The following is a 23,953-nucleotide window of genomic DNA, read 5'->3' on the forward strand; positions in this document are numbered from 1 at the left end:
TGTTATCTAGTTTTCAAAGAACAATCGCAACCAAAATTCTTCTTATTAGATAAGAAGAAAGTAGTGTGCTTTCTATAATTGAGAGATTGAACTCTCAAAACTGAACAAAGTGTCAAAACGTACGTCTTATAAAAATCCTTAGAAAGGAGGTGATCCAGCCGCACCTTCCGATACGGCTACCTTGTTACGACTTCACCCCAATCATCTGTCCCACCTTAGGCGGCTAGCTCCTTACGGTTACTCCACCGACTTCGGGTGTTACAAACTCTCGTGGTGTGACGGGCGGTGTGTACAAGGCCCGGGAACGTATTCACCGCGGCATGCTGATCCGCGATTACTAGCGATTCCAGCTTCATGTAGGCGAGTTGCAGCCTACAATCCGAACTGAGAATGGTTTTATGGGATTGGCTTGACCTCGCGGTCTTGCAGCCCTTTGTACCATCCATTGTAGCACGTGTGTAGCCCAGGTCATAAGGGGCATGATGATTTGACGTCATCCCCACCTTCCTCCGGTTTGTCACCGGCAGTCACCTTAGAGTGCCCAACTTAATGCTGGCAACTAAGATCAAGGGTTGCGCTCGTTGCGGGACTTAACCCAACATCTCACGACACGAGCTGACGACAACCATGCACCACCTGTCACTCTGTCCCCCGAAGGGGAACGCTCTATCTCTAGAGTTGTCAGAGGATGTCAAGACCTGGTAAGGTTCTTCGCGTTGCTTCGAATTAAACCACATGCTCCACCGCTTGTGCGGGCCCCCGTCAATTCCTTTGAGTTTCAGTCTTGCGACCGTACTCCCCAGGCGGAGTGCTTAATGCGTTAGCTGCAGCACTAAAGGGCGGAAACCCTCTAACACTTAGCACTCATCGTTTACGGCGTGGACTACCAGGGTATCTAATCCTGTTTGCTCCCCACGCTTTCGCGCCTCAGCGTCAGTTACAGACCAAAAAGCCGCCTTCGCCACTGGTGTTCCTCCACATCTCTACGCATTTCACCGCTACACGTGGAATTCCGCTTTTCTCTTCTGCACTCAAGTTCCCCAGTTTCCAATGACCCTCCACGGTTGAGCCGTGGGCTTTCACATCAGACTTAAGAAACCGCCTGCGCGCGCTTTACGCCCAATAATTCCGGATAACGCTTGCCACCTACGTATTACCGCGGCTGCTGGCACGTAGTTAGCCGTGGCTTTCTGGTTAGGTACCGTCAAGGTACGAGCAGTTACTCTCGTACTTGTTCTTCCCTAACAACAGAGTTTTACGACCCGAAAGCCTTCATCACTCACGCGGCGTTGCTCCGTCAGACTTTCGTCCATTGCGGAAGATTCCCTACTGCTGCCTCCCGTAGGAGTCTGGGCCGTGTCTCAGTCCCAGTGTGGCCGATCACCCTCTCAGGTCGGCTATGCATCGTTGCCTTGGTGAGCCGTTACCTCACCAACTAGCTAATGCACCGCGGGCCCATCTGTAAGTGATAGCCGAAACCATCTTTCAATCATCTCCCATGAAGGAGAAGATCCTATCCGGTATTAGCTTCGGTTTCCCGAAGTTATCCCAGTCTTACAGGTAGGTTGCCCACGTGTTACTCACCCGTCCGCCGCTAACGTCATAGAAGCAAGCTTCTAATCAGTTCGCTCGACTTGCATGTATTAGGCACGCCGCCAGCGTTCATCCTGAGCCAGGATCAAACTCTCCGAAGAAATGTTTGACTTGCTCATATAAAATAAAAAAATTAACGTTGACGTTTGTCGCTTTGTTCAGTTTTCAAAGTTCAACCGCCGCTCTTAAGCGACTTTTTAATCTTATCAAATTATCAACGTGATGTCAACAACTTTCAAAAATTCTTTTTTAGCTTCGTTGTTACTATTTTGTCTCAACGACGCTCATTAATAATATAATACTTTTTATATAAAGTCAATACATTTTAAGAAGAAAAATGTTTTTTTCTCTTTTTTCACTTCTTCCCTTACTGAGAAGCTGTTAAACATAAATAAACTAAATTTTCTTTTTTTAAAAACATTTATTATCGTTAAAAAGAAGCTCTTCACAAAAAGAGCTTCTTTCTCTCATCTAACTGATTAAGGTAAATAACGGCGTGCCCCTGCGTACTCTTCAATATATCCCATTGTGTTTAACGGAATGATTTCTACTGTTCGCTCGGAATTCGGCGAATGAATCATCATGCCATCTCCCGCATACATCGCTACATGGTGGACGCTTCCTTTTCCTTGGTTATAGGCAAAAAATAATAAGTCTCCGGGTTGAAGATCGCGCATCTCTACTGGCCTCCCTGCTCGAGATTGGGGACCTGAGTCACGTGGAATAGTAATACCATGGGATTGGTACATCGTAAATGTAAATCCAGAGCAGTCAAATCCAAAACCGCTCATCCCGGCCCATAAATATGGAAGGTTCAAAAATGCCTTTCCACTTTCAACAAGCTCTGTGCCAGTTGGTATAGGAATGTCTTTTTGAGACGCGTAGATTTTTCCTGCTTTTGCAGAAATCCATGCTGCTTTTCCATTTGGTTTTAATACCTTATATGCACTCTTTGATTTTGCTATAAGAGGTAAACGCGTATTATAGCTAACTTCAATACCTTTCTTTTTCAAAGAAGGCGAATGATATAAATAAGTAGTCGGAGCTGTCACCATTACAAAAGGTTTCTTTTCATACTGTTCGTACCTTTTACTATAGGCTAGCTGCTTGTTAGGCAGCCATCCGGGATATCCTAATTCATTTCGAGAAGTAGGCTGTCCGTCTACGGCTACTTTGACCCAGTCCCCTTGTTTATCTAAAACCGTTACTTTGTTTCCGTATAACGCTTGTGTCTCAAGCATTCCATCGCTAGATAACTGTTGCTTCTGCTTCAAATTCATCGATGTGGTCCACTTCTTCATATCTACAGGATTAGTAGCTGACGGAGCATCCACTTCACGCAAGATGTTTGGTGCTGTCCATAGAGTAGCTGCTGCTACATCTACATAGGCAGTTTCTTTTTCTTCAGAAGCATGAACAGTAGGAATTGCACTCATCCCACATGTAGCTAAAATAACTGTTATTGCCGTCAAAAGCCAACGTTTTATGTTCATCCTCTCTCTCCTTCTACTCTATTACTATGTTTTTATGTTGAGATAGGAACGGTGATTTCCCCTATTCCAGGAAGGTCTGATAAGAAAACCTCTTGACCGCTGTACCTTAACACATCTAGTTCAGCTGAAAGCCACAGAGGAGCATCTAAGTCAAAATACGTGATATTTGGATGAGCGGCTGCTAGATGGGCAGCCGCTCCAACGGAAAGCGATGGTTCCATCATGCTTCCAATCATACATGCCACACCATTCGCCTCAGCGATGCTTGCAATTTTTCTTGCTTCATTAATCCCTCCGCACTTCATTAACTTAATATTTAAAAGGTCCACGTATCTTCCGCTTACAAGCTTTAATGCATCTTTCGCAGAAAATAGACTCTCGTCTGCCATAATCGGTACGTTTACTCGTTCAGTCACAAACTTTAACCCTTCCCAGTCATGAGCAGAGACAGGCTGTTCTACCAGTTCGATACCAAAGTTGAGAGCTTCCATTTCATTAATTAATTGCACTGCTTGTTTTTGAGTCCATCCTTGATTTGCATCCAAACGAAGCTTTACATGATCCGGAATGACAGATCGGATATGTTTAATACGCTTAAGATCTAATTCGGGAACTGAACCTACCTTTACTTTTAAAATGTCAAAACCATCCGCTGCACTTTTTTGTGCATCTTCAGCCATTTTCTCAGGTGTATCAACACTTATCGTCATGCACGTAGAGATAGGCTGCTTATCCCCTAAGAAAGCATATAAAGGGATCCTGAGGAGCTTTGTATAAGCATCATGCAAAGCGATATCAGCAGCCGCTTTAGCACTCGAATTATGAATACAGCAGCTTTGAATTTTTTTTAAGAGTTTTTGAAAGTGATGTATATCCTCCCCTATTAACGCTAGTTTGATAGGACCTTGAAGTGCAGCTTGAATGCCTTCTAAAGAATCGCCTGTAATAACATATGTTGGCGAAGCCGCTCCTTTTCCTTTTATTCCGTTTTCTAACTCGATTTCTACACTTATGCTGTCTATCTCTGTAGCTGTTCGAAGCGCCGTTTTAAACGGAACGAGCAGTGGAACGGTTTGATGCTTTACAGCTATCTCTTTAATTATCATATCGATCGCTTCCTTTCCGTTCAGCACACGTATTCTTTCATACGTATTTGGGGTTTACCCTTAAATCGCCCCTAAAATTTTGGCAATCATCATACCAAAATAAGTACCTAAGAAGGAACCCATCAGAGCCATAATGACTCCTACCGGAATTAGTGCACGGTTATAAGCAGCTGCAAGCATTGGAGCAGACGCCATCCCACCAATATTAGCTAAACTTGCTACCCCAAGCGTAAATAAATCATATTTAAATAGTTTAGCTAGCAACAGCATGATCACTAAGTGCACTAACATAATGAGAAAACCAGATATTAAGTAAATAGGAGCCTGAGCTAAATTTGAAAAATCTGATTGAGAAGCAATTAGCGCTACAACGATGTATAACATAACATTGGATACATCGAGCGTACCTGGAATTCTTGCAGCTGGGGTTACGGCAAGCACTAAACCAACGACAGAAGCAATCATAATCGTCCAGCTCGTTGCATTGATAACAGCTCCCACTTCAGGCAAACGCCCTCCGATAAATGTAGATAATGCTGAAACAAACAAACCTAGACCAAGTAAATAGAGAAGATACTGAAACTGAGGGCCTTCTTTTTCGCTTTCAGAAGTTGCTGCGACTTCATCTATACTATTCTCAATAAAGCTGACGTCTGCTTTTGTCCATTTATTAAATTTAGATGCAAATGGTACAAGCCAAAACATAAACATAACCCACACGGCATAGTTAATCGTATCCATCATAAGAGCGTAGCCAAATATATTTTCCGGAACATCTAAAATACCTTGGAGAGCAACCATGTTAGCTGATCCACCCGTCCAGCTCCCTGATAAAGCACCAAAAGCTTTCCACGTATCATCTACATAGAAATTCTTAAAGATAGCGTAGACGAGGATAAAACCTACCATTATACTAAAAACTGCAACGATGAATCCTCCCAGCATTCTTGGTCCAAGTTTAATTACACTTCGAACATCACACTTTAAGAGCATAAGCATCAGCATGGCCGGAAGGAGCGCATTTTTAACACCCATATACATGGCGGCATTTGATTCGCTATCCCCAAATAATCCAGCCGTTTGCATAAGAGCAGCTCCTATGTAAATGAGCACAATACCTGGAATAAATTTAAAAAATCGATTGGCTTTAAATCGTTTTTCAATTCCTACCATGAGCGCTGCAAAGGCAGTTAACACACTCACATACATAAATCCGTCTTGAATCATTCACTCTTCCCCCTTCATCTCCACGAAAATGTTTTTATACAAAACAAAATCCAGCCCAACGTTTAAAAACGTCAGGCTGGATTTCGTCTAGGCCTATGTAGACAAAGCAGCTGTTATTTGCTGATATTTTTTCTGTGCATCATGAAACGCTACCACCAGCGCTTTTTGGGAAGATCCAAAATAACGGCTGTTAATTTCGTCTGTAAGGGTTGGGTCACTTATGTGACGTCCAATAAAAATTGATTGAACAAATCGAACGGTCAACTCAATCGTCGCTGAGCATTCCACATCAATAATTTTTCCATTTGTTTTATCAACTACCAATCCTAAAAAATACTGATTGAACTTTTTAGTAATCGGATTGCTTTGAGGAGCTTTTGCATCTCCAATGATGTAGATAGTATCTTGATCATACATGATTTTTTATTCCTCCTAAAAGAGCTAACAGACGATGCAAGGGACCGGCAAATGAATGTTTGCGGAGCTGCGCAACATGTATTCGCTTTCATAAGGAACATTATAATCTATTCTCAATATATCATCTATAAAACAATTGCACAATATAACTTTTATACTATTCAGAATAAAATAATATTTTTCTGTAAAAAACCATACTAATACATACAGTCTTTCTACATCACTCTTTGGACACTGTAGAGGAAAAACGGTTAGGGTAATCTGTCATCACTACTTCTACTGAAGCCTGCTGGAGCTTCAAAAAATCATTCATTTCATTAATTGTATATACTCGTAATTCTAATCCTTCTTGCTTTGCTTTTCTCCCATACGAAGAAAGAGCAAAAGACATATCACAGTGTAAGTGCGCTCCTATGGATTTTGCTTTTCCAATCGCCTCTTCACTCACCCCTTCAAATAAAAAACCTGTTGGTATATATGAATGGAGAGATCTCACTTTAGCTAGGCTATCATAGTTAAAAGATGACAAAATAACTTGATCTTCTAAATCAAACTCATCGATTAGATGAAGAACTTTTTCTTCAAGTTTTGAATAGTAAATTCGGTCATTTTTTAATTCAATATTCACCCTCAATTTTGTCTTTTTGTCCATCATCCACTCAAACACTTCTATTAATGTCGGAATCGATTGTTTAGAAAAACGAGAATCATACCAACTTCCAGCATCGAATAAACGCAGCTGTTTATATGAAAATTCTTGAACATATCCTATTCCATTCGTCGTTCTGTCAATTCGTTCATCGTGAATAACTACTATTTCCCCGTCTTTTGTTAATTGTACATCCAACTCAATACCTGCAACTTGCATTTTTCTAGCTTCTTCAAATGCAATCATTGTATTTTCAGGATACCGTCCGCTAAAGCCGCGATGCGCATAAAGATCAATTGAAGTATTCATTGTCCTCTATCTCCCCTAACTAGTCATTCACTAAGTAAAAGCTCGTCCTCAAAATACCTTGAAAGACGAGCTTCGTAATCATACGTTATTTCTGATTGGCTACTTCTAATGCTCTATTTGTTTCTTTTGCTGCTTGATCAAGTGCTTTTTTCGGCGTTACTCCTTGATACAGGCTTTCCATTCCTGTTACTACCTTTTGACGCGATTCGGGAAATACAGAAATTAAAGCACCTTGTGTAGCTGGAGTAGGCTTTGTTTCATGAAGTTGATCAACCGTTACTTTTAACTGCGGATATTTCTCCCACTCTTTTTTCACAATATCTTGTTCATACGCTTTTGGGTTAACTGCAAAATATCCACTTTCTACGTGCCATTTTGCCTGAACTTCTGGTGTTGCTAAATATTTCATGAAGTCCCAAGCCGCTTTTGATGTTCCATCACTAATTCCTTTAGACATCCATAAAGATGCTCCCCCTATAGCTACTCCTTGACGATCCTCTTCTTTTGGCACAGGAATATAAGATACACCTACATCAAATGGAGCGTTGTCTACTAATGTTTTAATACCTGCTGACGAATCTAAGAACATTGCAATTTTTTTAGATTGAAATGCTGCACGCATATCATCCCAGTTTTGCCCTACATTGTAGAATGTACCTTCTTTGTACATATCATTAATTAAATTAAATGCATTTAATCCTTCTTTACCATTAAATACTGCCTTCTCGGCATCATCTTTACGACCGTTTTCATGATCCACATATAAACCGCCTTGAGAAGCAACTAACTCTTCAAAGAACCATCCGTAATTTAGAATTGAAAAACCGTATTGCGATGTTTTATTTCCTTGTTTTTCTGTTAATTTCGTTGCAGCTGCCTTTAATTCATCATACGTTTTGGGAGGGTTTTCAGGATCTAACCCCGCTTTTTTAAAGGCCTCTTTATTGTAAACAAGAACAGGTGTTGAAGAGTTAAATGGCATTGAATATTGCTTTCCATTCACTTGATAATAACTTGAAATATTTTTCTCCCACTGTGAAGTATCGTAGTGGTCTTCATCAATAAACTTTTGAACGGGCTGGACCTTACCACTGTCTATCATGAATTTCGTTCCTACTTCGAACGTTTGCATAATAGCCGGTGCATCCTTTGTTCCTGCTACTGTATTGAACTTTGTTTGTGCCTCTTCATACGTTCCTTGGAAAACAGGTTTCACTTCAACTTTATCCTGCGATTTATTGTACTCATCAACAATTTTATTGAGTGATTTTTCAAGGTCACCGCTCATAGCGTGCCAAAATACGACTTCTGTTTTACCTGATGCTGTTTTTTTTGTTTCTTGCGCTTCCGAAGAACCGGTTGAATTTGAGCAAGCACCTAGAATAACTAGCAAGCATGCCGTTACGATAGCCAATATCTTTTTCATCACATTCACTCTCCTATTTAATTGCACCTTGGGTTAATCCTTTTTGAAGACGTTTTTGCCCTAGGAATAATAGTAATAATGTCGGTAAGATTACAACAACGACAGCGGCCATAACCACTCCCCAATCAGTTGAAATCTCCTGTGTTTGCATTTGCTTTAAACCAATCTGAACGGTACGAACATCCTCTGTATTTGTCACTAATAGGGGCCATAAATACATATTCCATGTTGTTAAAAAGCTATATACACCAAGCGTAACTAGACTTGTTTTAGACACAGGGAGCACGACGTTCCAAAAGAAACGAAAGCGGCTGATCCCTGCAACTTGAGAAGCTTCATATAGCTCATTCGGAATGGTTTTAAACTGCTGACGCAACAAAAATGTCCCAAACGCTAAAGCAAAAAAAGGAATCGTTAATCCTAAATAATTGTTAATCCATCCTAGCTTTTGTGCTGTTAAAAAGTTAGGAACCATCGTTGCTTCCCATGGAATCATCATCGTAGAAATAAAGAGAAAGAAAATAGCATCTCTTCCTTTAAATTTAATAAATACAAATGCAAAAGCTGCCAAACTTGAAACTAACAGCTGCCCGGCCATGACAAAGATAGACACAGCAAAACTGTTAATTAAATAATGAAGCAGCGGAACTTTTTCAAAAGCGTCCCGATAGTTTTCAAATGAAAAAGATGACGGCCAAATCTTCCCTTCTAACACTTCCGCTCCACTCATAAAACTAATGGAAAAAGCGTATAGGATAGGAAACATCAATACTAAAGTAGCTGCAATGAGTAACAAATAAGTTGTCCATTTTCTCGTGATGCTCATTGATAATGTACCTTCCTTTCGCCAAGCTTGAATTGAAGAGCGGTAACCAGTAGAATACAGAAAAATAATATTGTAGCTTGAGCACTTGCAGAGCCAACATTGTAGTTTACAAATGCATCTTTGTAGATTGAATAAACAATGACATTTGTGGAATCTGTAGGTCCGCCTTTTGTTAAAATGTCAATTTGTCCAAACGTTTGAAACGCGTTAATAAAGGAAACCGTAATAATAAAAAACAGCGTTGGCGAAAGCATAGGAAGCGTAATTTTACGGAGCTGATACCAATAGCTAACTCCAGCAATACGCGCGTTTTCATACAGCTTTTCATCAATATTTTGCAACCCGCCAAGTAAAATTAAAAAGGTAAACCCAATGTTCATCCAAATCGTCGAGATAGACACAGCAACCAATGCATACTTAGGATCTAATAACCACTGCACGTCGTGAATCCCTACAAGGTTTAATACTTTATTGATAACCCCGATTGTCGGATTATACATAAACATCCAAATCACAGAAGAAGCCGCTACGCTCATTCCCATCGTAGATGAAAACATTGTTCTGAAAAAACCAATTCCTTTTAGCTTTTCATTTGCGATTAGCGCTAGGAATAAGGCAATAACTAAGCCAATAGGTACTGTGTAGAGTACAAATAGAAAAGTAGCTTTCATACTTTGTAAGAAATTAGGATCTGTAAATAGATATAAGAAATTTTGCAGTCCTACAAAATTCAAGGGATTTCCCTGTGTGTCCGTAATAAAAAGACTTAAATATAATGTCTTAATCATTGGGTAGAAAAGAAATACACTAAATAACAGTAATGATGGCAGTAAATAAGCTAGTCCAACAATGATAGTAGGCATTGATTTTTTTTCTTTTGGGTTTGCTAAAACAGAAACAGGTGAGTTTGCTGTTTTGGTAACAGCACTCATACTAATGCCCCCTTTACAGTTAAATCTTCTGTTGATGGTTCGTAGTGCAAGCATGAACCTGTATCGCCATCAAATAAAAACAGGTGTTTTGGATCGATAAAAATAGGAACTCGCTCTCCCACCTTTATAGTCCATTGACCGTTCCACTTAGCCATCCACTGCTTGTCTCCCATATGAAAGGTAAGCAGTGTTTCCGTGCCTAGAATTTCTACATTATCTACTTCCACAATAAAACTCGTATTATCGTTTGTCGCAAGCTGTATATGCTCAGGTCTCACTCCAACCACAACTTCTTTTTTACCGTTAAGGTTACTGTGTGGTGTACTCATAGAAATAGCTCTTCTATCTTCAAAAACTAGTAAGTTATTTTCTATAGAAACGTTTGATAAATTCATAGGGGGAGAACCTATAAAAGATGCTACAAACGTGTTCTTTGGTGCATTGTAAATATCAAGCGGACGTCCAACTTGTTGAATATTTCCTCCATTTAAAATCATCATTCGATCCGCCATCGTCATCGCCTCTGTTTGATCGTGCGTGACATAAATCATCGTAATACCTAACTTACGCTGAATCTGGCGAATTTCTGACCTCATCTTCGCGCGCAGCTTCGCATCTAGGTTTGATAACGGCTCATCCATCAAGCAAATAGGCGAATGAGTAACAATAGCACGTGCAAGCGCTACACGCTGACGCTGTCCTCCCGAAAGCTGTCTAGGCTTTCTCTTTAGATATTCACTTAAACCAAGCATCTCTGCTGCTTCCCTGCAGCGCTTTTGCTGTTCTTGCTTTGAAATTTTCTTTGTATGCAGGCCAAAAAGAATATTTTGTTCCACTGTCAAATGCGGATATAAGGCATAGTTTTGAAACACCATTGACAAATCGCGCTGACTTGGAAGCAGTTTATTTGCTTTTACATCTCCAATTAGTAGCTCTCCCTGCGTGACTTCTTCTAATCCGGCAATCATTCTCAGCATTGTACTTTTCCCACATCCGGAAGGACCTACTAGTACGAAAAACTCTCCCGGTTCAATTGTGACGTTAATATCTTGAATAACATTTGTTTTTTGATCGTATGACTTCCCAATGTTAACTAGCTCTACTTTTTTCATTAAAAACGCTCCTTTCTCTATCATTCATATTTTTCCCATAGCCATGATTTCCCTGTAGAAACTGCCGTAGCTCCTGCTTTTAAAGCAGCTTGGATATGGCTTTCATTTTGAATGAGTCCACCTGTAATAATAGGGATACTTGTTTTTTTAACGACTTTCTCTATCATCTCCGGAATTAATCCTGGCATTAGTTCTAATGCATCCGGTTTAATATCTTGAACGGTTTTCAACCCTTGTGCTACCGCGTCTGTATCCACTAGAAACAGCCGCTGAATAGCAACCAGTCCTTCTTGCTTTGCGTAATTAATGAGTGAACTTTTAGTGGTTACGATACCTGTAGGTTTTACAAACTTAGCAAGGAATTTAAGCCCTTCTCGGTCATAGCTAATCCCTGGAATTTTTTCAACGTGTAAAAAAACCGTTCGATTATGCTGTTTGAGTAAATCTACATAGCGTTTAATCACACTAATATTGCCCGTTAATAAAAAGGCGGCCTGGATCTCTGTTTCTAAAAATTGTTCTAAATTTTTCGGGCTTTTAATGGATGCAATTAGACGGTCTTGCCCAAGCTGTTGTAAGAAATCTGCTTCCCTATTCAAAACGATGCCTTCCTTTCATTTATAAAAAAACCACAAAAAACGCATAGGGCGTTAATATAGACCTATTGTTTTTTGTGGTTTCTCAATTTCATAACCTTAGTAACTATTCACTTATCGTTCACATGTTTTATAATAATGATTATTTATGAAGGAAATATAAAGAAGCCGTTGAGTTTTGTAAAAAAAAAGTATAGTTCCTGTAAATCTCCTAAAAATAAAAAAGCCGTTGATTTCTCAACGGCTTTACAGTGCGCATTCTTCAATTTCGAATCCTAAATCTTCAATTAATCCCCAGTCAGCTGTAGGTTCTTGACCTTGAGTCGTTAAATAATCACCTACAAAAATTGAGTTTGCAGCAAACAAACCAAGCGGCTGAAGTGATCTGAGATTGACTTCTCTGCCTCCTGAAATTCGAATTTCTTTCGTTGGATTTACAAAACGCATCATCGCTAACAGCTTTAAGCATTGCATTGGCTTTAATGCTTTTTTGTCTTCCAAAGGCGTTCCTGGAACAGCAACAAGAAAGTTGCATGGAATAGAATCTGCATCTAATTTTTTAATTTGAAAAGCTAATTCGACGGCTTGTTCATTTGTCTCTCCCATTCCAAAAATCGCACCGGAACAAGGTGACAAGCCTGCTTTTTTAGATGTAGTAACGGTATCGACTCGATCTTCATAGCCATGAGTAGAACAAATATTGTCATAGTTATCAGCATGAGTATTTAAATTATGATTATAGCGATGAACACCAGCCTCGACTAGCTCGTGTGCTTGATCATCTGTTAAAAATCCTAGACAGGCACAGATTTTTAAGTCTGTCTTTTGACGAATTTCTTTTACCGCTCCCACTACGTGTGCTACTTCTTTATCAGTAGGGCGGCGGCCTGATGCGACGATACAATATGTACCCGCTTTTCTTTTTTGAGCTTCAAAGGCACCTTCTACAATTTTCTCTTTTGTTAACCACGCATACTTATCAATTGGCGCTTCTGACACAATCGACTGTGAACAATATCCGCAGTCTTCTGGGCATAAACCTGATTTGGTGTTAATAATCATATTAAGCTTTACTTTTTTCCCATAATGATGATGGCGAATTAAATAAGCGGCATTCATGACCTCTAACACTTCTTCATCTGGTACATGAAGAAGTTGAAGCGCTTCGTTGTATGTAATTTCTTTCCCTTTAATAATAGACTGAGCAAGTGCTTTCCAATCTCTTAAACTTGTTGTTTCCATCGATTCCCCTCCATTGAGTAAACTTATAAAAATAAAAAGTTAACAATTATAACTAAAAGTTACCATTACTTCTCCTTTTATGTCAACATTGTATACTTTATAGTTAACTGAAAAAGCCACTTCTTAACATACTGAAGTGGCTTTTTGCTTATTGAGCTTGCAATGTGTAGATCACCGATACAAAGTCTCCTGATTTTTCATCATATGCTTCAACACCTGGATATTCATGAGTTAGGGCAATTCCTGCATACATTAGCTCATCTCCATAAGCCGTTTGGTCTGTTTCCATCACTGTATATTCGTACTCAGGATGAAGCCCTTTTAACTCAATGTGTTCATAAGAAGGGTTTGGCCTAGCTAACACTTGGTAATAACCGATGATTGCCTGTTTTTGATCGGATGAAACAACCATCCAGCTCGTCACATTTCCCTCTTGTTCAAAGGGACTTTTCAAACGATAGAATGTGCCGTTTTGAATAAGAGATCGGTGTTTTTTATAATAATGAATTTGTTTTTTTACCGTTTCTTTTTCATCTGCCGTCATCAGCGTAACATCTAACTCATAACCGAATGCGCCAAAATACGCAACGTCTCCTCTTGTTTCTAGACTTGTTACTCTGCGTACTTGATGATTCGGTACGGCTGATACATGCGCTCCCATTGAACTGATTGGATAAGCAAAAGACGTACCGTACTGAATTTTTAAACGTTCAATGGCGTCCGTATTATCACTCGTCCAAGCCTGGGGAGCATAATAAAGCATTCCCGGATCAAATCTAGCGCCCCCGCTTGCACATGATTCAAATAATATATCCGGAAACTTCTTTGTTAACCGCTCATATAAATCATACACACCTAAAATATAGCGATGCACTACTTCAAACTGACGATTTGCGGGCAGTCCAACAGATCCAACCTCCGTTATATTTCGATTCATATCCCATTTTATATAAGAGATAGGAGCTTCACTTAAAATAGCTTCCATTCGTTCATAAATATAATTCACTACTTCTTCTCGTGAAAAATCAAGCACGTATTGATTTCGTCCATGAGACTGATGACGATGTGGTACATGAATCAACCAGTCTGGATGCTTTTCATACAAGTTGCTTTGTTTTGAAATCATTTCAGGTTCAAACCATAAACCAAAATCCATACCTAAACCCGTTACTTTTTGAGCCAATGACTTCATACCGCCTGGAAGCTTATTTTCATCTACAAACCAGTCTCCAAGAGAAGTTGTATCATCATTACGTTTACCGAACCAGCCGTCATCCAATACAAAAAGTTCAACGCCTAGTTTTTGTGCCTCTTTGGCAATATGTACAATTTTCTCTTCGTTAAAATCAAAATATGTTGCTTCCCAGTTATTAATTAAAACTGGGCGCTCCAAATCCCGCCATTTTCCTCTAGCAAGACGCTTGCGATAAAGCTCATGATATTCTTGGCTAAGACCGTTTAGCCCGCTGTTTGAATAAGCCAGTACTAGTTCTGGTGATTGAAAGGTTTGTCCACTTTCTAGTCGCCACTGAAAATCAAAAGGATGAATACCCATCGTTATTCTTGATACATTATAATGATCTACTTCTACTTGTCCAAGAAAGTTTCCGCTGTATACAAGACTAAAACCATACGCTTCTCCACTGTGTTCAGTTGCAGCTGGATTCTTTAAAATTAAAAATGGATTTTGCTGACTGCTGCTTGTACCTCTCGCACTAGAAATACTTTGAATACCTGGCTGAAGCATTCGTGTTTTAACATGTCTTTCTCGAATCCAAGCACCGGAAAGCTGAACCATTTCATAATTTGATGTAGGCAAATCAATACTGCCGCTCATAATGCGCAAAATATCGACTGGTTCTTCTCCTCCATGCTCAAATCGTGCATGACGCGTGATAATATTTCGATCTTCGTAAACGGTATACGTTAAAATAAGTGATACGCTGAGCAATTTATCAATCAGTTCAACTTCTACACTTGTTGCTTCACTATCTTCTTCTACATACGTAGCAGGTAAACCGTTTAATGACTTCTTTCCCTTGTAAATTTTATGGTTATCGTATTCAAAATTTGTGATTCGACTTCCATTTTGCTGAAAAAGTTGATAGGCTGGCTCTCTGAAGTCTGTTGTCCCATATGAAGGATACTCTTGTTTGATTGTTTCAAGAGAAAATGCTAGTTCTCCTTCATATACCGAAGCGCTTGCTCCTCTTGTTTCTACACGTAAAAAGTGCTGAAAAGATGAACGGTGCTTAAGCTTTTTTCCATAGTACAAGTGACCGAGCTGACCGTTTCTCAAAACTGAAAAGATATAACTTACGCCGCGTCCTTGCAGGTGAAACTCCTTTGTACGTTCATTGAATAAGATTCCCACTCTATCCCTCTCCTCACTATCAAATATCTAACGAGACATTTCCTCGTTCATCTATTGCCCTTTCATAATCAAAAGTAGATGCTAGATTAATCTCTTTTCTCTCATACCATTTCGCTAAATCTTTGAATAACTCTTCGGTTTCGACCATTCTTGTATCTATTCGCAGTTCAGTTTCGTAGCTATGAAGAGACCAAGTGCTTTCACTAAATAAGGTCATCTTTACATCTAGACACATTTCTTTCCAATTAGGAGCACACTGAATGGGCTGAAGTATGTCTGAACATGCAATGGTGTAACGGTTAGAACCATTCTTATTCATAAAACAATGAACAGAAGAGACACTCACATCGCCTTTACTAGTTTGTAAAGATTTATATAGTTGAATATCTAATAACGGAACGCTCCATTTTAATGCCATTTCTGGAAGAATTCTTTTTTTGATTGACTTGACCGTTAATTTAATAAAATAAACACCATCTTTTTTTGTTTCATCCAATACGACATGCACATCTGGTTCCTTGTTTATTTCCAAGTTTATATAGGGTGTAGCAATCACTTCCTTCATCTCCTTTATCATCATTATAAATTTATAAACCAACAAAAATGTAACCGCATTCAAAAGTTTGTTTTCATATTTATTACAGGTAGATCACACTAATCGAAGCTTTTTTACTTTCTTTCATTTTATGTAAAATGCTTTCTAGACTCAATGGTAAAAATCAAAGTGAAAAAAAGCATTTTTTTGCTTTATCTAGTAATCAATTAACTCCTCTTTATCGATTAGTGCACAATTTTCTCTTCTTTTTCAAAAAAAGATGACAAATCTAATAATATAGTATAATAATAAATATTATAGAATGATTATACATAGAAAGGATAACAAATATGAATCATGAACCTTCTCTTCTTAAACAACTAAAATTATGGCATATCGTCGTGATAGGATTAGGCTACATGGCACCCATGGCCGTTTTTGATACATTTGGCATTGTGACTGAATCAACGAATGGACATGTTTCAGGCGCTTATGCATTCACGTTGATTGCTATTTTATTCACAGCCATTAGTTACGGAAAAATGGTAAAAGCTTTTCCGGAGCTGGTTCTTCTTATACATACGCACAGCAGGTAATGAATCCAAGCATCGGTTTTTTAGTAGGGTGGACGGCTCTTCTTGATTATCTATTTCTACCAATGATTAATGCACTTTTGACAAATATTTACCTAAGCTCCCTGTTTCCAGGTGTTCCAAAAGCCGTATGGATTATCAGCTTTGTTTTCATCATGACCATAATGAATATTTTTAGCGTTCATTTAACCATTTCTTTTGGTACGGTATTAGTTGCTTTTCAAATTTTAGTCGCTATTATTTTTATTATTTTAAGTGCTACGACTCAAGGCGAAGGGTTATCATTTAAACCATTTATAAGTGAATCGGCCTCTGTATCTCTTTTATTAAACGGAGCGGCCATTTTATGCTTTTCTTTTTTAGGATTTGATGCCGTAACTACCATGGCCGAAGAAACACTTAAGCCTGAGAAAACCATTCCTAAAGGAATTCTCATTATCGCATGTACGGGAGGCTCCTTATTTATCACGGTTTCTTACTTTGCTCAGCTTCTTTTCCCTTCAGCTTCTTTGTTTCATGATTTAGAAGGTGCATCTGCGGAAATCGCTTATAGAATTGGCGGCCAGCTTTTTCAATCTATTTTTGTAGCAGCGGCCTTGACTTCAACTATTGCTTCTGGGCTTGTCTCACATATGAGTGCATCAAGACTTCTCTATGCAATTGGAAAGGATGGTTATCTACCGCGGGGAATTTTTGACTATATTCACCCTAAAACAAAGACGCCTATTTGGAACATTATTGTTATTGGTGGTCTCTCTTTGATTTCACTAGGTCTGTCCCTTGAAACGGCTACCTCTTTAATTAATTTTGGTGCTTTAATTGCGTTCAGTTCAGTGAACATAGCGGTCTTTATCCATTATTTTATTCATCAAAATAAGCGATCCTTAAGTGGATGCATTTCATATGTACTTATGCCTCTATTCGGCAGTTTATTTTTATTTTTTATGTGGCTTAACTTAGAAAGAACATCCTTAGTTATCGGTATCATATGGAGTATAATCGGAATTATTTATTTACTGATTGCCGGACGAAAAAATACTATTACCATTCCTACTTTTCATTTTGATTAAAGAAATAGACTTAGCATACCTCGACATATTTCCTCAGAAATAATGTCGAAAAAAAGAAGCGCATTATTGCGCTTCCTTTTTTTAAGATTGTGAGACTTTCTCCAAAATGCGTCTTTTACGGTAAAGCATCATTCCAACTTCTCCTATATCACTAATCGCTTGTTTATTAATATACGCCCCGAACACCATTCCTGCTATAGGGATCATTTGAAACAACTTTTTCCATCCCAAATTGTCTCTATAGGTTAGAAACACTTCTCTCCAACCTTGTAGCTGCTGCAAGCTCTGTATTCGATTGCCATTTGCTAACTCTTCTAAAATCGCACGCTTTCCTACAATATCAGAAGACGAAAACTGCATGCATTTGACCATAAAAATGCGTTCCTCCTGCTCGGTGGGATCGTAACCATAAGAAACAGCCACTTCTTGCAGTGTCTTAAGTGTAAGTCCCAATACAAAAGGAATATCAATAGCCAGTGTAAAAATTCCACCTACTCCGGTTGTAGCTCCTTGCAGCTGGGCATTCTTTTTTCGGACTTCAATAAAATGCCCCGCCAATTCATCCATTTCTTGCAGAGATAAATGCTGAATATCCTCTATCGAAAGCTGCTTATTTTCTTGTAATTGGGCTGATGCTTTTTCTAGCGTCGCGGAAGTATTAGCTAAATACTGGCCTCCATTATCAACATACTTAGCAATTTCATCTAATAATTTCTCTATTTTTTGGTGAATGAACTTTGGCGTTACTTTATCTAAAGCGGAAAAAGGTAATCGAGCCAGCCTCTCCCAGAAAAAAAGCCCTTTTTGGTCTTTCTCCCATTTTTCAATCTTTCGTAATTCTACTCTTAACTGTTCATGCTCTGACATATCCTCACTCTTTTCCTTGATTTATCAGCTCTGTCCTACTTGTTTATTTCGCACATATTTAATGATAAAAAACAATGCAATTAAAACGACAAGTCCGATTCCAATGGGCTGCATATATTGAGACACAATCGGTCCCACCTCTTTCCACTTAGGTCCTAACTTATAACCTAAATATACGTAGATAGCTGTTACTGGAAGCATCGCAACAAATGTATAAATAGAAAACAACCATACATTCATTTTTGCCATCCCACATGGAAAAGAGATAGCCGTCCGCACTCCTGGAATAAAGCGTCCAAAAAAAGCGACCCCGCCGCCATACTTATTAAAAAAGCGATCAGCAGCATCAATTTCTTTCTCTTTCACCAAAAAGTATTTCCCGTATTTTAAAACCAGCGGTCGTCCACCGTAACGTCCCAGTGCATAAAGAGTCAACGGCCCACAAACACCGCCTACTGCACCTGCAAGGATAGCTAGATACAAGTTCATATCACCTTGGTACACCCAATACCCTACTAAAGGTAAAACAAGCTCTGCCGGGACAAACTCAAATGTTAATGCTAAGATTACGCCAAAATAAGAGAGCTGCTTTAGCGCTTCAATTAAAGAAAGTAAGACCGACTCTAACAAAAATTCTCCTCCTCATGTCACTAAATCTAAGACTGCAAAACTATAATTTAGCCGATTGATAGATAAAAGCCAATACGACATAGTTTCTTCCTTTCCCTCTTTACGTATTACGTACTATAAAGGTTTCAATAAAAAAAGCGCTAGTTTTATCCAGCGCCTTTACAGTTTAAAGTTAATTTGAATAATACCTACTTTACGAAGAGCATCGTATAAAATAACTAAAGCAGGTCCTAAAAATAAACCGACAAAACCTAAGAGTTTAAATCCAATGTATAAACTAACTAGTGCAGCCAAAGGTGAAATACCCATATTTGTGGAAAATACCTTTGGTTCTACTACACGCCTTACTACCGTAATGACTCCAAATAGAATAAATAAACCGATTGCCAATGAGTCATGCCCTTGAGTAAGGGCAAAAATCCCCCATGGAACGAGTACAGAGCCTGTCCCAAGGATAGGTAAGATATCAACGATTACAATTAATAAACTAAGCAGTGCGGTATAAGGAACATCTAGTAGCCATAGCCCTACATAAGCCATTACAAACGTCATGACACTTAAGATAATTTGTGCCTTAATAAACCCGACCCCCGCTTGAATAAGCTGAGTAATGACAACTTGTAGCTTATATTTCGTTTCCTCTGTTAAGAATGACTTAATTTTATTTTTAATAGCAGGCAGTTCAAGGCTGATAAACACAAGCGCTACTAAATAAATAAGAAACTCTAATAGAAACCCAGGAACAGTAGCAGCAAAGCTAATGATGATTTCCACGGTACTTTTTAATAGAGAGTCTAAGGAATTTACGGTTTTTTCAAGCGTGCGCTCGATAGAAGAAATCACTTCTGTAGGAAGAGCGTTTGAATAGTACTTCCACTTAATAATGGTTGGATAAATCGCGGTTTCATAGATTTCTTTTACAAATGAAGGCGCTATTTTTGAAAGAGCAACCACTTGCGTAACGATTGTTCGAACAATAAAAAATCCAATAAGTATGAGCGAAACAACATATAAAATGAAGGTCATAAGCACTGCATAGACTCTTTTCATTTTAAAAGATTGATGTAATTTTTGAACAATACCCTCAAGCGCTAATGCTGTTAATAAAGCAAACACAATCGGTAAACTGTAAGGGATTAACAAACATACGATTATTATCGAGGAGATGACCCATATTCGCTTTTTCCACATACTCTACTATCCCCCTACTAGCTAAGCTATCTCTATATTTATTGATAAAGAAAGGAACCAGTGACTGCTTTTATGTAAGAATAAAATTTGGATATATTTATACCTGATGTTACATATTATAGGGTCAATTTCCATAATAATAAAGGAATTATTATGAAAAAAGCTACTTATTCTAATTTTTCGAATAGAATAAGTAGCTTTTTAATTTATAAATTAACCGGCTCTCATGACTTCTGTACCTTTTTTAGGGTCAAATTTACCTTCAGATTTAGACATCACAATTGCTGCTAGTGTGTTTCCTACTAAGTTAACAACCGTACGTGCCATATCCATGATTCTGTCTACTCCAGCAATGAAGGCCAATCCTTCTGCGGGAACACCGATTGTTCCAAGAGTAGCTAGTAATACAACAAATGATGTTCCTGGCACTGCAGCCATTCCTTTAGATGTAACCATCAATACAAGAATGAGCGTCAGCTGTTGAACGATCGTTAAATCAATACCATACACCTGTGCTAAGAATAACGCTGCAATCGCTTGATAAAGAACGGAACCATCTAGGTTAAAGGTATAACCAATTGGTACAACGAACGATACGATAGCTTTTGGACAGCCCATCTTTTCAAGTTTTTCCATAATACGTGGAAGAACCGTCTCAGAACTAGATGTACTGTATGCTAACAATAGTTCATCTTTCATATAGCGGAATAAGTGGAAGATATTAATTCCTGCCCATTTCGCGATTCCTCCTAATACAACAAGTAGGAAGAAAATTAACGCTAAGTAAACCAAGATAACAAGCTTTCCTAATGAAAGAAGTGAATCTAAGCCGAATTTTGAAACAGTTACACCAATTAAAGCAAATACACCAATTGGAGCCACTTTCATTACAAGGTTTACCACGTGAAACATTGCATGAGAAACGCCGTCGAAGAATTGTACAACTGGCTTTCCTCTTTCTCCAATTGCCGCTACTCCAAGGGCAAATAACACTGTAAAGAAGATAATTGCTAGCATATCTCCTTCAACAATTGATTGGAAAAAGTTTGTCGGAACAATGTGTAAGAAAGTTTCAGCCACTGACTTTCCTTCTTGCTGTTCAGATGTTTCAACGTATTGTGAAATATCACTCTTCTGTGCTGAATGAATGTCTACACCTTGTCCAGGATGGAAGATGTTAGCGATTAATACACCGATTACGATTGCAAAAGTCGTAATAATTTCAAAATAGAGAATTGTTTTAACACCAAGTTTTCCGACCTGTTTACCACTACCTGCTCCTGCAACTCCAACAACTAAGCTTGAGATAACAATTGGAATAACAATCATTTTAATTAATCTTAAAAATAAGTCTCCTAGCGGCTGCAGGTATGTTACTACACGCGGATCGTTAAACCAAATTACCCCTACAAGAACACCGAGGATTAATCCGGTAAAAATCTGCGTAGCCAAACCAAAACGAATTTTTTTCATAGATGTACCTCCCCAAAGATGTATGACATTTGTATATATTTTTCTGAAAAAACAAAAAAAGACTATTCTTAAGAAAGAACAGCCTTTTACTTACGCTATTTTGGGCTCTTTCTCTCAATAAAGCAAACGGGGTTAACTGTCGGATTCGGAATTGAGAGTTTCCTACCTTTTGTAAGGATTCACCCCAAGGCAGCTTTACTGCCGATAATGATTCCCCCGCTCTATACGATTAAGCTTATTATTCAGTTTTTATAAAATTAAACCAATCTATACGTTGTCATACGTTTTTTACAGTCAATAAAACTAAACAGAAGTCTTACTTTTACTTAACTTTATACTGCACAAATATTAATTTACTATTTTTCGACACGTTTTGTCAATACCTATGTTTATAAAACGCTTTCAAAAGGCGATAATATATATTTATGCAAAAAAGCTATTGCGATGCTGCAATAGCTTTTTCTTGCTTTTTAAGTCACTATTAGAAGTTTAAATGACTAAAAAACATGCGTATTTATTTTATAAAAATACAAAATATAGAATGGCTGCTAAAACAATTCGATAAATCGCAAATGGTACTAATTTGATACGATTAATTAATTTTAGGAAAAAACGAATTGATACCAGCGCAAAAATAAAGGCGCTGATAAAACCGGCAATAAAAAATGGTAGTGCATCTGATGTGAAATACTGCCAGTTTTTAATCAATGAAAGTCCGCTTGCTCCTGCCATGATTGGCACTGCCATAATAAACGTAAAATCTGCAGCTGCTTTATGGCTCATTCCAAGAAGAACCCCTCCTGAAATCGTTGAACCTGAGCGAGAAAAACCCGGCCAAAGGGCAATACATTGAAATAGTCCTATACCAAGTGCTTGTCCATAAGTCATTTGGTCCACCGTCTCTACACGCGGACGTTTAGGTCCAATCAAATCTGCTAAAATCATTAATACAGCTCCGACCACTAAGCCAATTAGCACTGTATTTAAAGAAAACAAATGCTCATCAATGTAATCGTCAAACAAAAGTCCTAACACCCCTGCCGGTAACAGACCAACTATCACCTGCATTAAATTCAAGCGATTTGTCGGTCCAATTGGCGCAGCTGCTTTTTTTCCTAGCCCTAATAAATTAATAAAACGATCTTTAAAAATAACAACTACTGCTAAGATCGACCCTAGCTGAATAACAATTTTAAATGTATTAGCTACTGGAGATGAAAATAGTTCTTTTGAATTTAACCACAGGTCATCGACAATAATCATATGCCCAGTTGATGAAACAGGAGCAAACTCTGTTAAACCTTCTACAATCCCTAAAATGATTGCTACAATAATTTCCCACATAAAGCTATGTACCTTGCCTTTCTTTCAAATTAATAAGCTTATCGCTTCGTTTTACATGCTCAACTATTTTCCTATTTTGACACTTGCTTTTTTATCATAATTGTTAAAACTATGAAATACAATGCGTATTTGCAAAAAGATAAGAATCTTTAATAATTTGTAACAAAAAGCTTAAATGTACTAACCAAATAGACGATATCAACTTTTATTTATTTTAGAGATTAGCCACTATGTTCCGTATAAAACGCCGGCCCTTAGCTAAAAATGAATCATCTAGACCATTTTTCTTTTGTGTGAAAAAATGACTAAATCATTATGTTTTTTCTATCCCTATTTACTATCATCTATCAATTTAATTAATCAGTGCTTGCTTATACAACATATCCCCTAAGTAATTTGAAACTTTTTTCTCTCCTTTCTCGTATATAGTAGTATCTTTTTTAGGAGGCTTTTTACTATGAATGGAAATGTACGTACAATGAAATGGGTCACTGCTGGGTATGAAGCCTTGCTGGGAATTCCTTTAATCGGCGCCGGGATTGTTATAGGGTTTAGTTATACTCCTCTTTTTATTGCATTTATTCTTCATGCTATCACACTCATTTTAGCTAATAGACGAGGGTTATCTGCTTACGGAAACATACTAGGGATTGTTACATCCTTAGTTGCTTGGATTCCATTTTTAGGTTTTATCATGCATATTATTACAGCTATTGTGATTGCAATCGACGCTGCTAGACAACGCTAATTGTCTAGCTTTTTTATTTAAGGGTTGATTTTTTACCGAATGATGGTAAACTTAAGCCGTAAATTAAATAATTTGAATGTTATTTCTACTAGGGGTGTCTGATAGCTTAGACTGAGAGAAGAGTGCAATGAAACTCTTTAACCCTTTGAACCTGATTTGGGTTATACCAGCGGAGGGAAGTAGTCTTGAAAAGAATAGTG

General features: G+C 38.2%; 19 protein-coding genes, 1 rRNA gene, 1 pseudogene and 2 riboswitches. Of the genes and pseudogenes, 2 read left to right on the forward strand and 19 right to left on the reverse strand.

Translation table 11 applies throughout. From position 1 onward, the window contains the following. Positions 1-142: 142 nt before the first annotated feature. The 14 genes from ACLHDF_RS19670 to ACLHDF_RS19735 all read right to left on the reverse strand — a co-directional run bounded on the left by ACLHDF_RS19670 (position 143) and on the right by ACLHDF_RS19735 (position 15,867). Positions 143-1,694, reverse strand: a 16S ribosomal RNA gene (locus tag ACLHDF_RS19670). A 378-nt stretch (positions 1,695-2,072) separates the two neighbouring features. Continuing rightward, positions 2,073-3,086 (reverse strand): NlpC/P60 family protein, encoded by a 1,014-nt coding sequence (locus ACLHDF_RS19675; protein ID WP_413920367.1) that lies wholly within the window; start codon positions 3,084-3,086, stop codon positions 2,073-2,075. Between the two features lie 32 nt (positions 3,087-3,118). Next, complete coding sequence (locus tag ACLHDF_RS19680; RefSeq protein WP_413920368.1) at positions 3,119-4,192, reverse strand: dipeptide epimerase; 1,074 nt, start codon at positions 4,190-4,192, stop codon at positions 3,119-3,121. Between the two features lie 60 nt (positions 4,193-4,252). Beyond that, positions 4,253-5,419 carry a DUF819 domain-containing protein gene (locus ACLHDF_RS19685; protein WP_413920369.1) on the reverse strand — a complete coding sequence of 389 codons (1,167 nt, stop codon included), beginning with the start codon at positions 5,417-5,419 and terminating at the stop codon, positions 4,253-4,255. Between the two features lie 93 nt (positions 5,420-5,512). Beyond that, positions 5,513-5,836 (reverse strand): DUF3870 domain-containing protein, encoded by a 324-nt coding sequence (locus ACLHDF_RS19690; RefSeq protein ID WP_014461787.1) that lies wholly within the window; start codon positions 5,834-5,836, stop codon positions 5,513-5,515. A 220-nt stretch (positions 5,837-6,056) separates the two neighbouring features. After that, on the reverse strand, positions 6,057-6,794 hold the full coding sequence (locus ACLHDF_RS19695; protein WP_413920370.1) for a glycerophosphodiester phosphodiesterase: 738 nt from the start codon (positions 6,792-6,794) through the stop codon (positions 6,057-6,059). Between the two features lie 85 nt (positions 6,795-6,879). After that, positions 6,880-8,220, reverse strand: a complete 1,341-nt coding sequence (locus tag ACLHDF_RS19700; protein WP_413920371.1) for an ABC transporter substrate-binding protein — start codon at positions 8,218-8,220, stop codon at positions 6,880-6,882. Positions 8,221-8,233: 13 nt separating this feature from the next. Beyond that, positions 8,234-9,046 carry a carbohydrate ABC transporter permease gene (locus ACLHDF_RS19705; RefSeq protein ID WP_013081575.1) on the reverse strand — a complete coding sequence of 271 codons (813 nt, stop codon included), beginning with the start codon at positions 9,044-9,046 and terminating at the stop codon, positions 8,234-8,236. After that, positions 9,043-9,978, reverse strand: coding sequence for a carbohydrate ABC transporter permease (locus ACLHDF_RS19710; RefSeq protein ID WP_016762892.1), 936 nt, complete (start codon positions 9,976-9,978; stop codon positions 9,043-9,045). Before ACLHDF_RS19710 ends, ACLHDF_RS19705 begins: the two co-directional genes overlap by 4 nt. Further along, positions 9,975-11,090: an ABC transporter ATP-binding protein gene (locus tag ACLHDF_RS19715; RefSeq protein ID WP_016762891.1), complete on the reverse strand. Its 1,116-nt coding sequence runs from the start codon at positions 11,088-11,090 to the stop codon at positions 9,975-9,977. Before ACLHDF_RS19715 ends, ACLHDF_RS19710 begins: the two co-directional genes overlap by 4 nt. Before the next feature lie 20 nt (positions 11,091-11,110). Beyond that, a complete protein-coding gene (locus ACLHDF_RS19720; protein ID WP_413920372.1) occupies positions 11,111-11,689 on the reverse strand; it encodes a glycerol-3-phosphate responsive antiterminator in 579 nt (192 codons plus the stop codon). 243 nt (positions 11,690-11,932) lie between these two features. Continuing rightward, complete coding sequence (gene bioB / locus ACLHDF_RS19725; protein ID WP_013055194.1) at positions 11,933-12,928, reverse strand: biotin synthase BioB; 996 nt, start codon at positions 12,926-12,928, stop codon at positions 11,933-11,935. Between the two features lie 148 nt (positions 12,929-13,076). Then, positions 13,077-15,302 carry an alpha-galactosidase gene (locus ACLHDF_RS19730; RefSeq protein ID WP_413920373.1) on the reverse strand — a complete coding sequence of 742 codons (2,226 nt, stop codon included), beginning with the start codon at positions 15,300-15,302 and terminating at the stop codon, positions 13,077-13,079. Positions 15,303-15,321: 19 nt separating this feature from the next. After that, a complete protein-coding gene (locus tag ACLHDF_RS19735; protein ID WP_413920374.1) occupies positions 15,322-15,867 on the reverse strand; it encodes a hypothetical protein in 546 nt (181 codons plus the stop codon). Between the two features lie 320 nt (positions 15,868-16,187). On the opposite strand from ACLHDF_RS19735, the pseudogene ACLHDF_RS19740 reads away from it, so the two are divergent. After that, positions 16,188-17,500, forward strand: a pseudogene (locus ACLHDF_RS19740) (APC family permease). 81 nt (positions 17,501-17,581) lie between these two features. On the opposite strand, the gene ACLHDF_RS19745 reads toward ACLHDF_RS19740, so the two are convergent. From ACLHDF_RS19745 to ACLHDF_RS19765, 5 genes are all read right to left on the reverse strand, one after another. Beyond that, entirely contained in the window at positions 17,582-18,367 is a 786-nt protein-coding gene (locus ACLHDF_RS19745) for an EcsC family protein (RefSeq protein ID WP_413920375.1), read from the reverse strand. Between the two features lie 24 nt (positions 18,368-18,391). Beyond that, positions 18,392-18,997 (reverse strand): DedA family protein, encoded by a 606-nt coding sequence (locus ACLHDF_RS19750; protein WP_413920376.1) that lies wholly within the window; start codon positions 18,995-18,997, stop codon positions 18,392-18,394. 159 nt (positions 18,998-19,156) lie between these two features. Next, complete coding sequence (gene ytvI, locus ACLHDF_RS19755) at positions 19,157-20,188, reverse strand: sporulation integral membrane protein YtvI (RefSeq protein WP_413920377.1); 1,032 nt, start codon at positions 20,186-20,188, stop codon at positions 19,157-19,159. Positions 20,189-20,401: 213 nt separating this feature from the next. Beyond that, entirely contained in the window at positions 20,402-21,661 is a 1,260-nt protein-coding gene (locus ACLHDF_RS19760; protein ID WP_098239943.1) for a cation:dicarboxylate symporter family transporter, read from the reverse strand. Positions 21,662-21,767: 106 nt separating this feature from the next. After that, positions 21,768-21,907: riboswitch (cyclic di-AMP (ydaO/yuaA leader) on the reverse strand. A 273-nt stretch (positions 21,908-22,180) separates the two neighbouring features. Further along, positions 22,181-23,005 (reverse strand): undecaprenyl-diphosphate phosphatase, encoded by an 825-nt coding sequence (locus ACLHDF_RS19765; protein WP_413920378.1) that lies wholly within the window; start codon positions 23,003-23,005, stop codon positions 22,181-22,183. 457 nt (positions 23,006-23,462) lie between these two features. Here ACLHDF_RS19765 and ACLHDF_RS19770 point away from each other — a divergent pair, with 457 nt between their 5' ends. Beyond that, positions 23,463-23,753 carry a hypothetical protein gene (locus tag ACLHDF_RS19770; RefSeq protein ID WP_413920379.1) on the forward strand — a complete coding sequence of 97 codons (291 nt, stop codon included), beginning with the start codon at positions 23,463-23,465 and terminating at the stop codon, positions 23,751-23,753. 80 nt (positions 23,754-23,833) lie between these two features. Continuing rightward, positions 23,834-23,948: riboswitch (TPP riboswitch) on the forward strand. Positions 23,949-23,953 lie beyond the last annotated feature (5 nt).

This window comes from Priestia megaterium (assembly GCF_046599315.1).
Lineage (GTDB): Bacteria > Bacillota > Bacilli > Bacillales > Bacillaceae_H > Priestia > Priestia megaterium_F.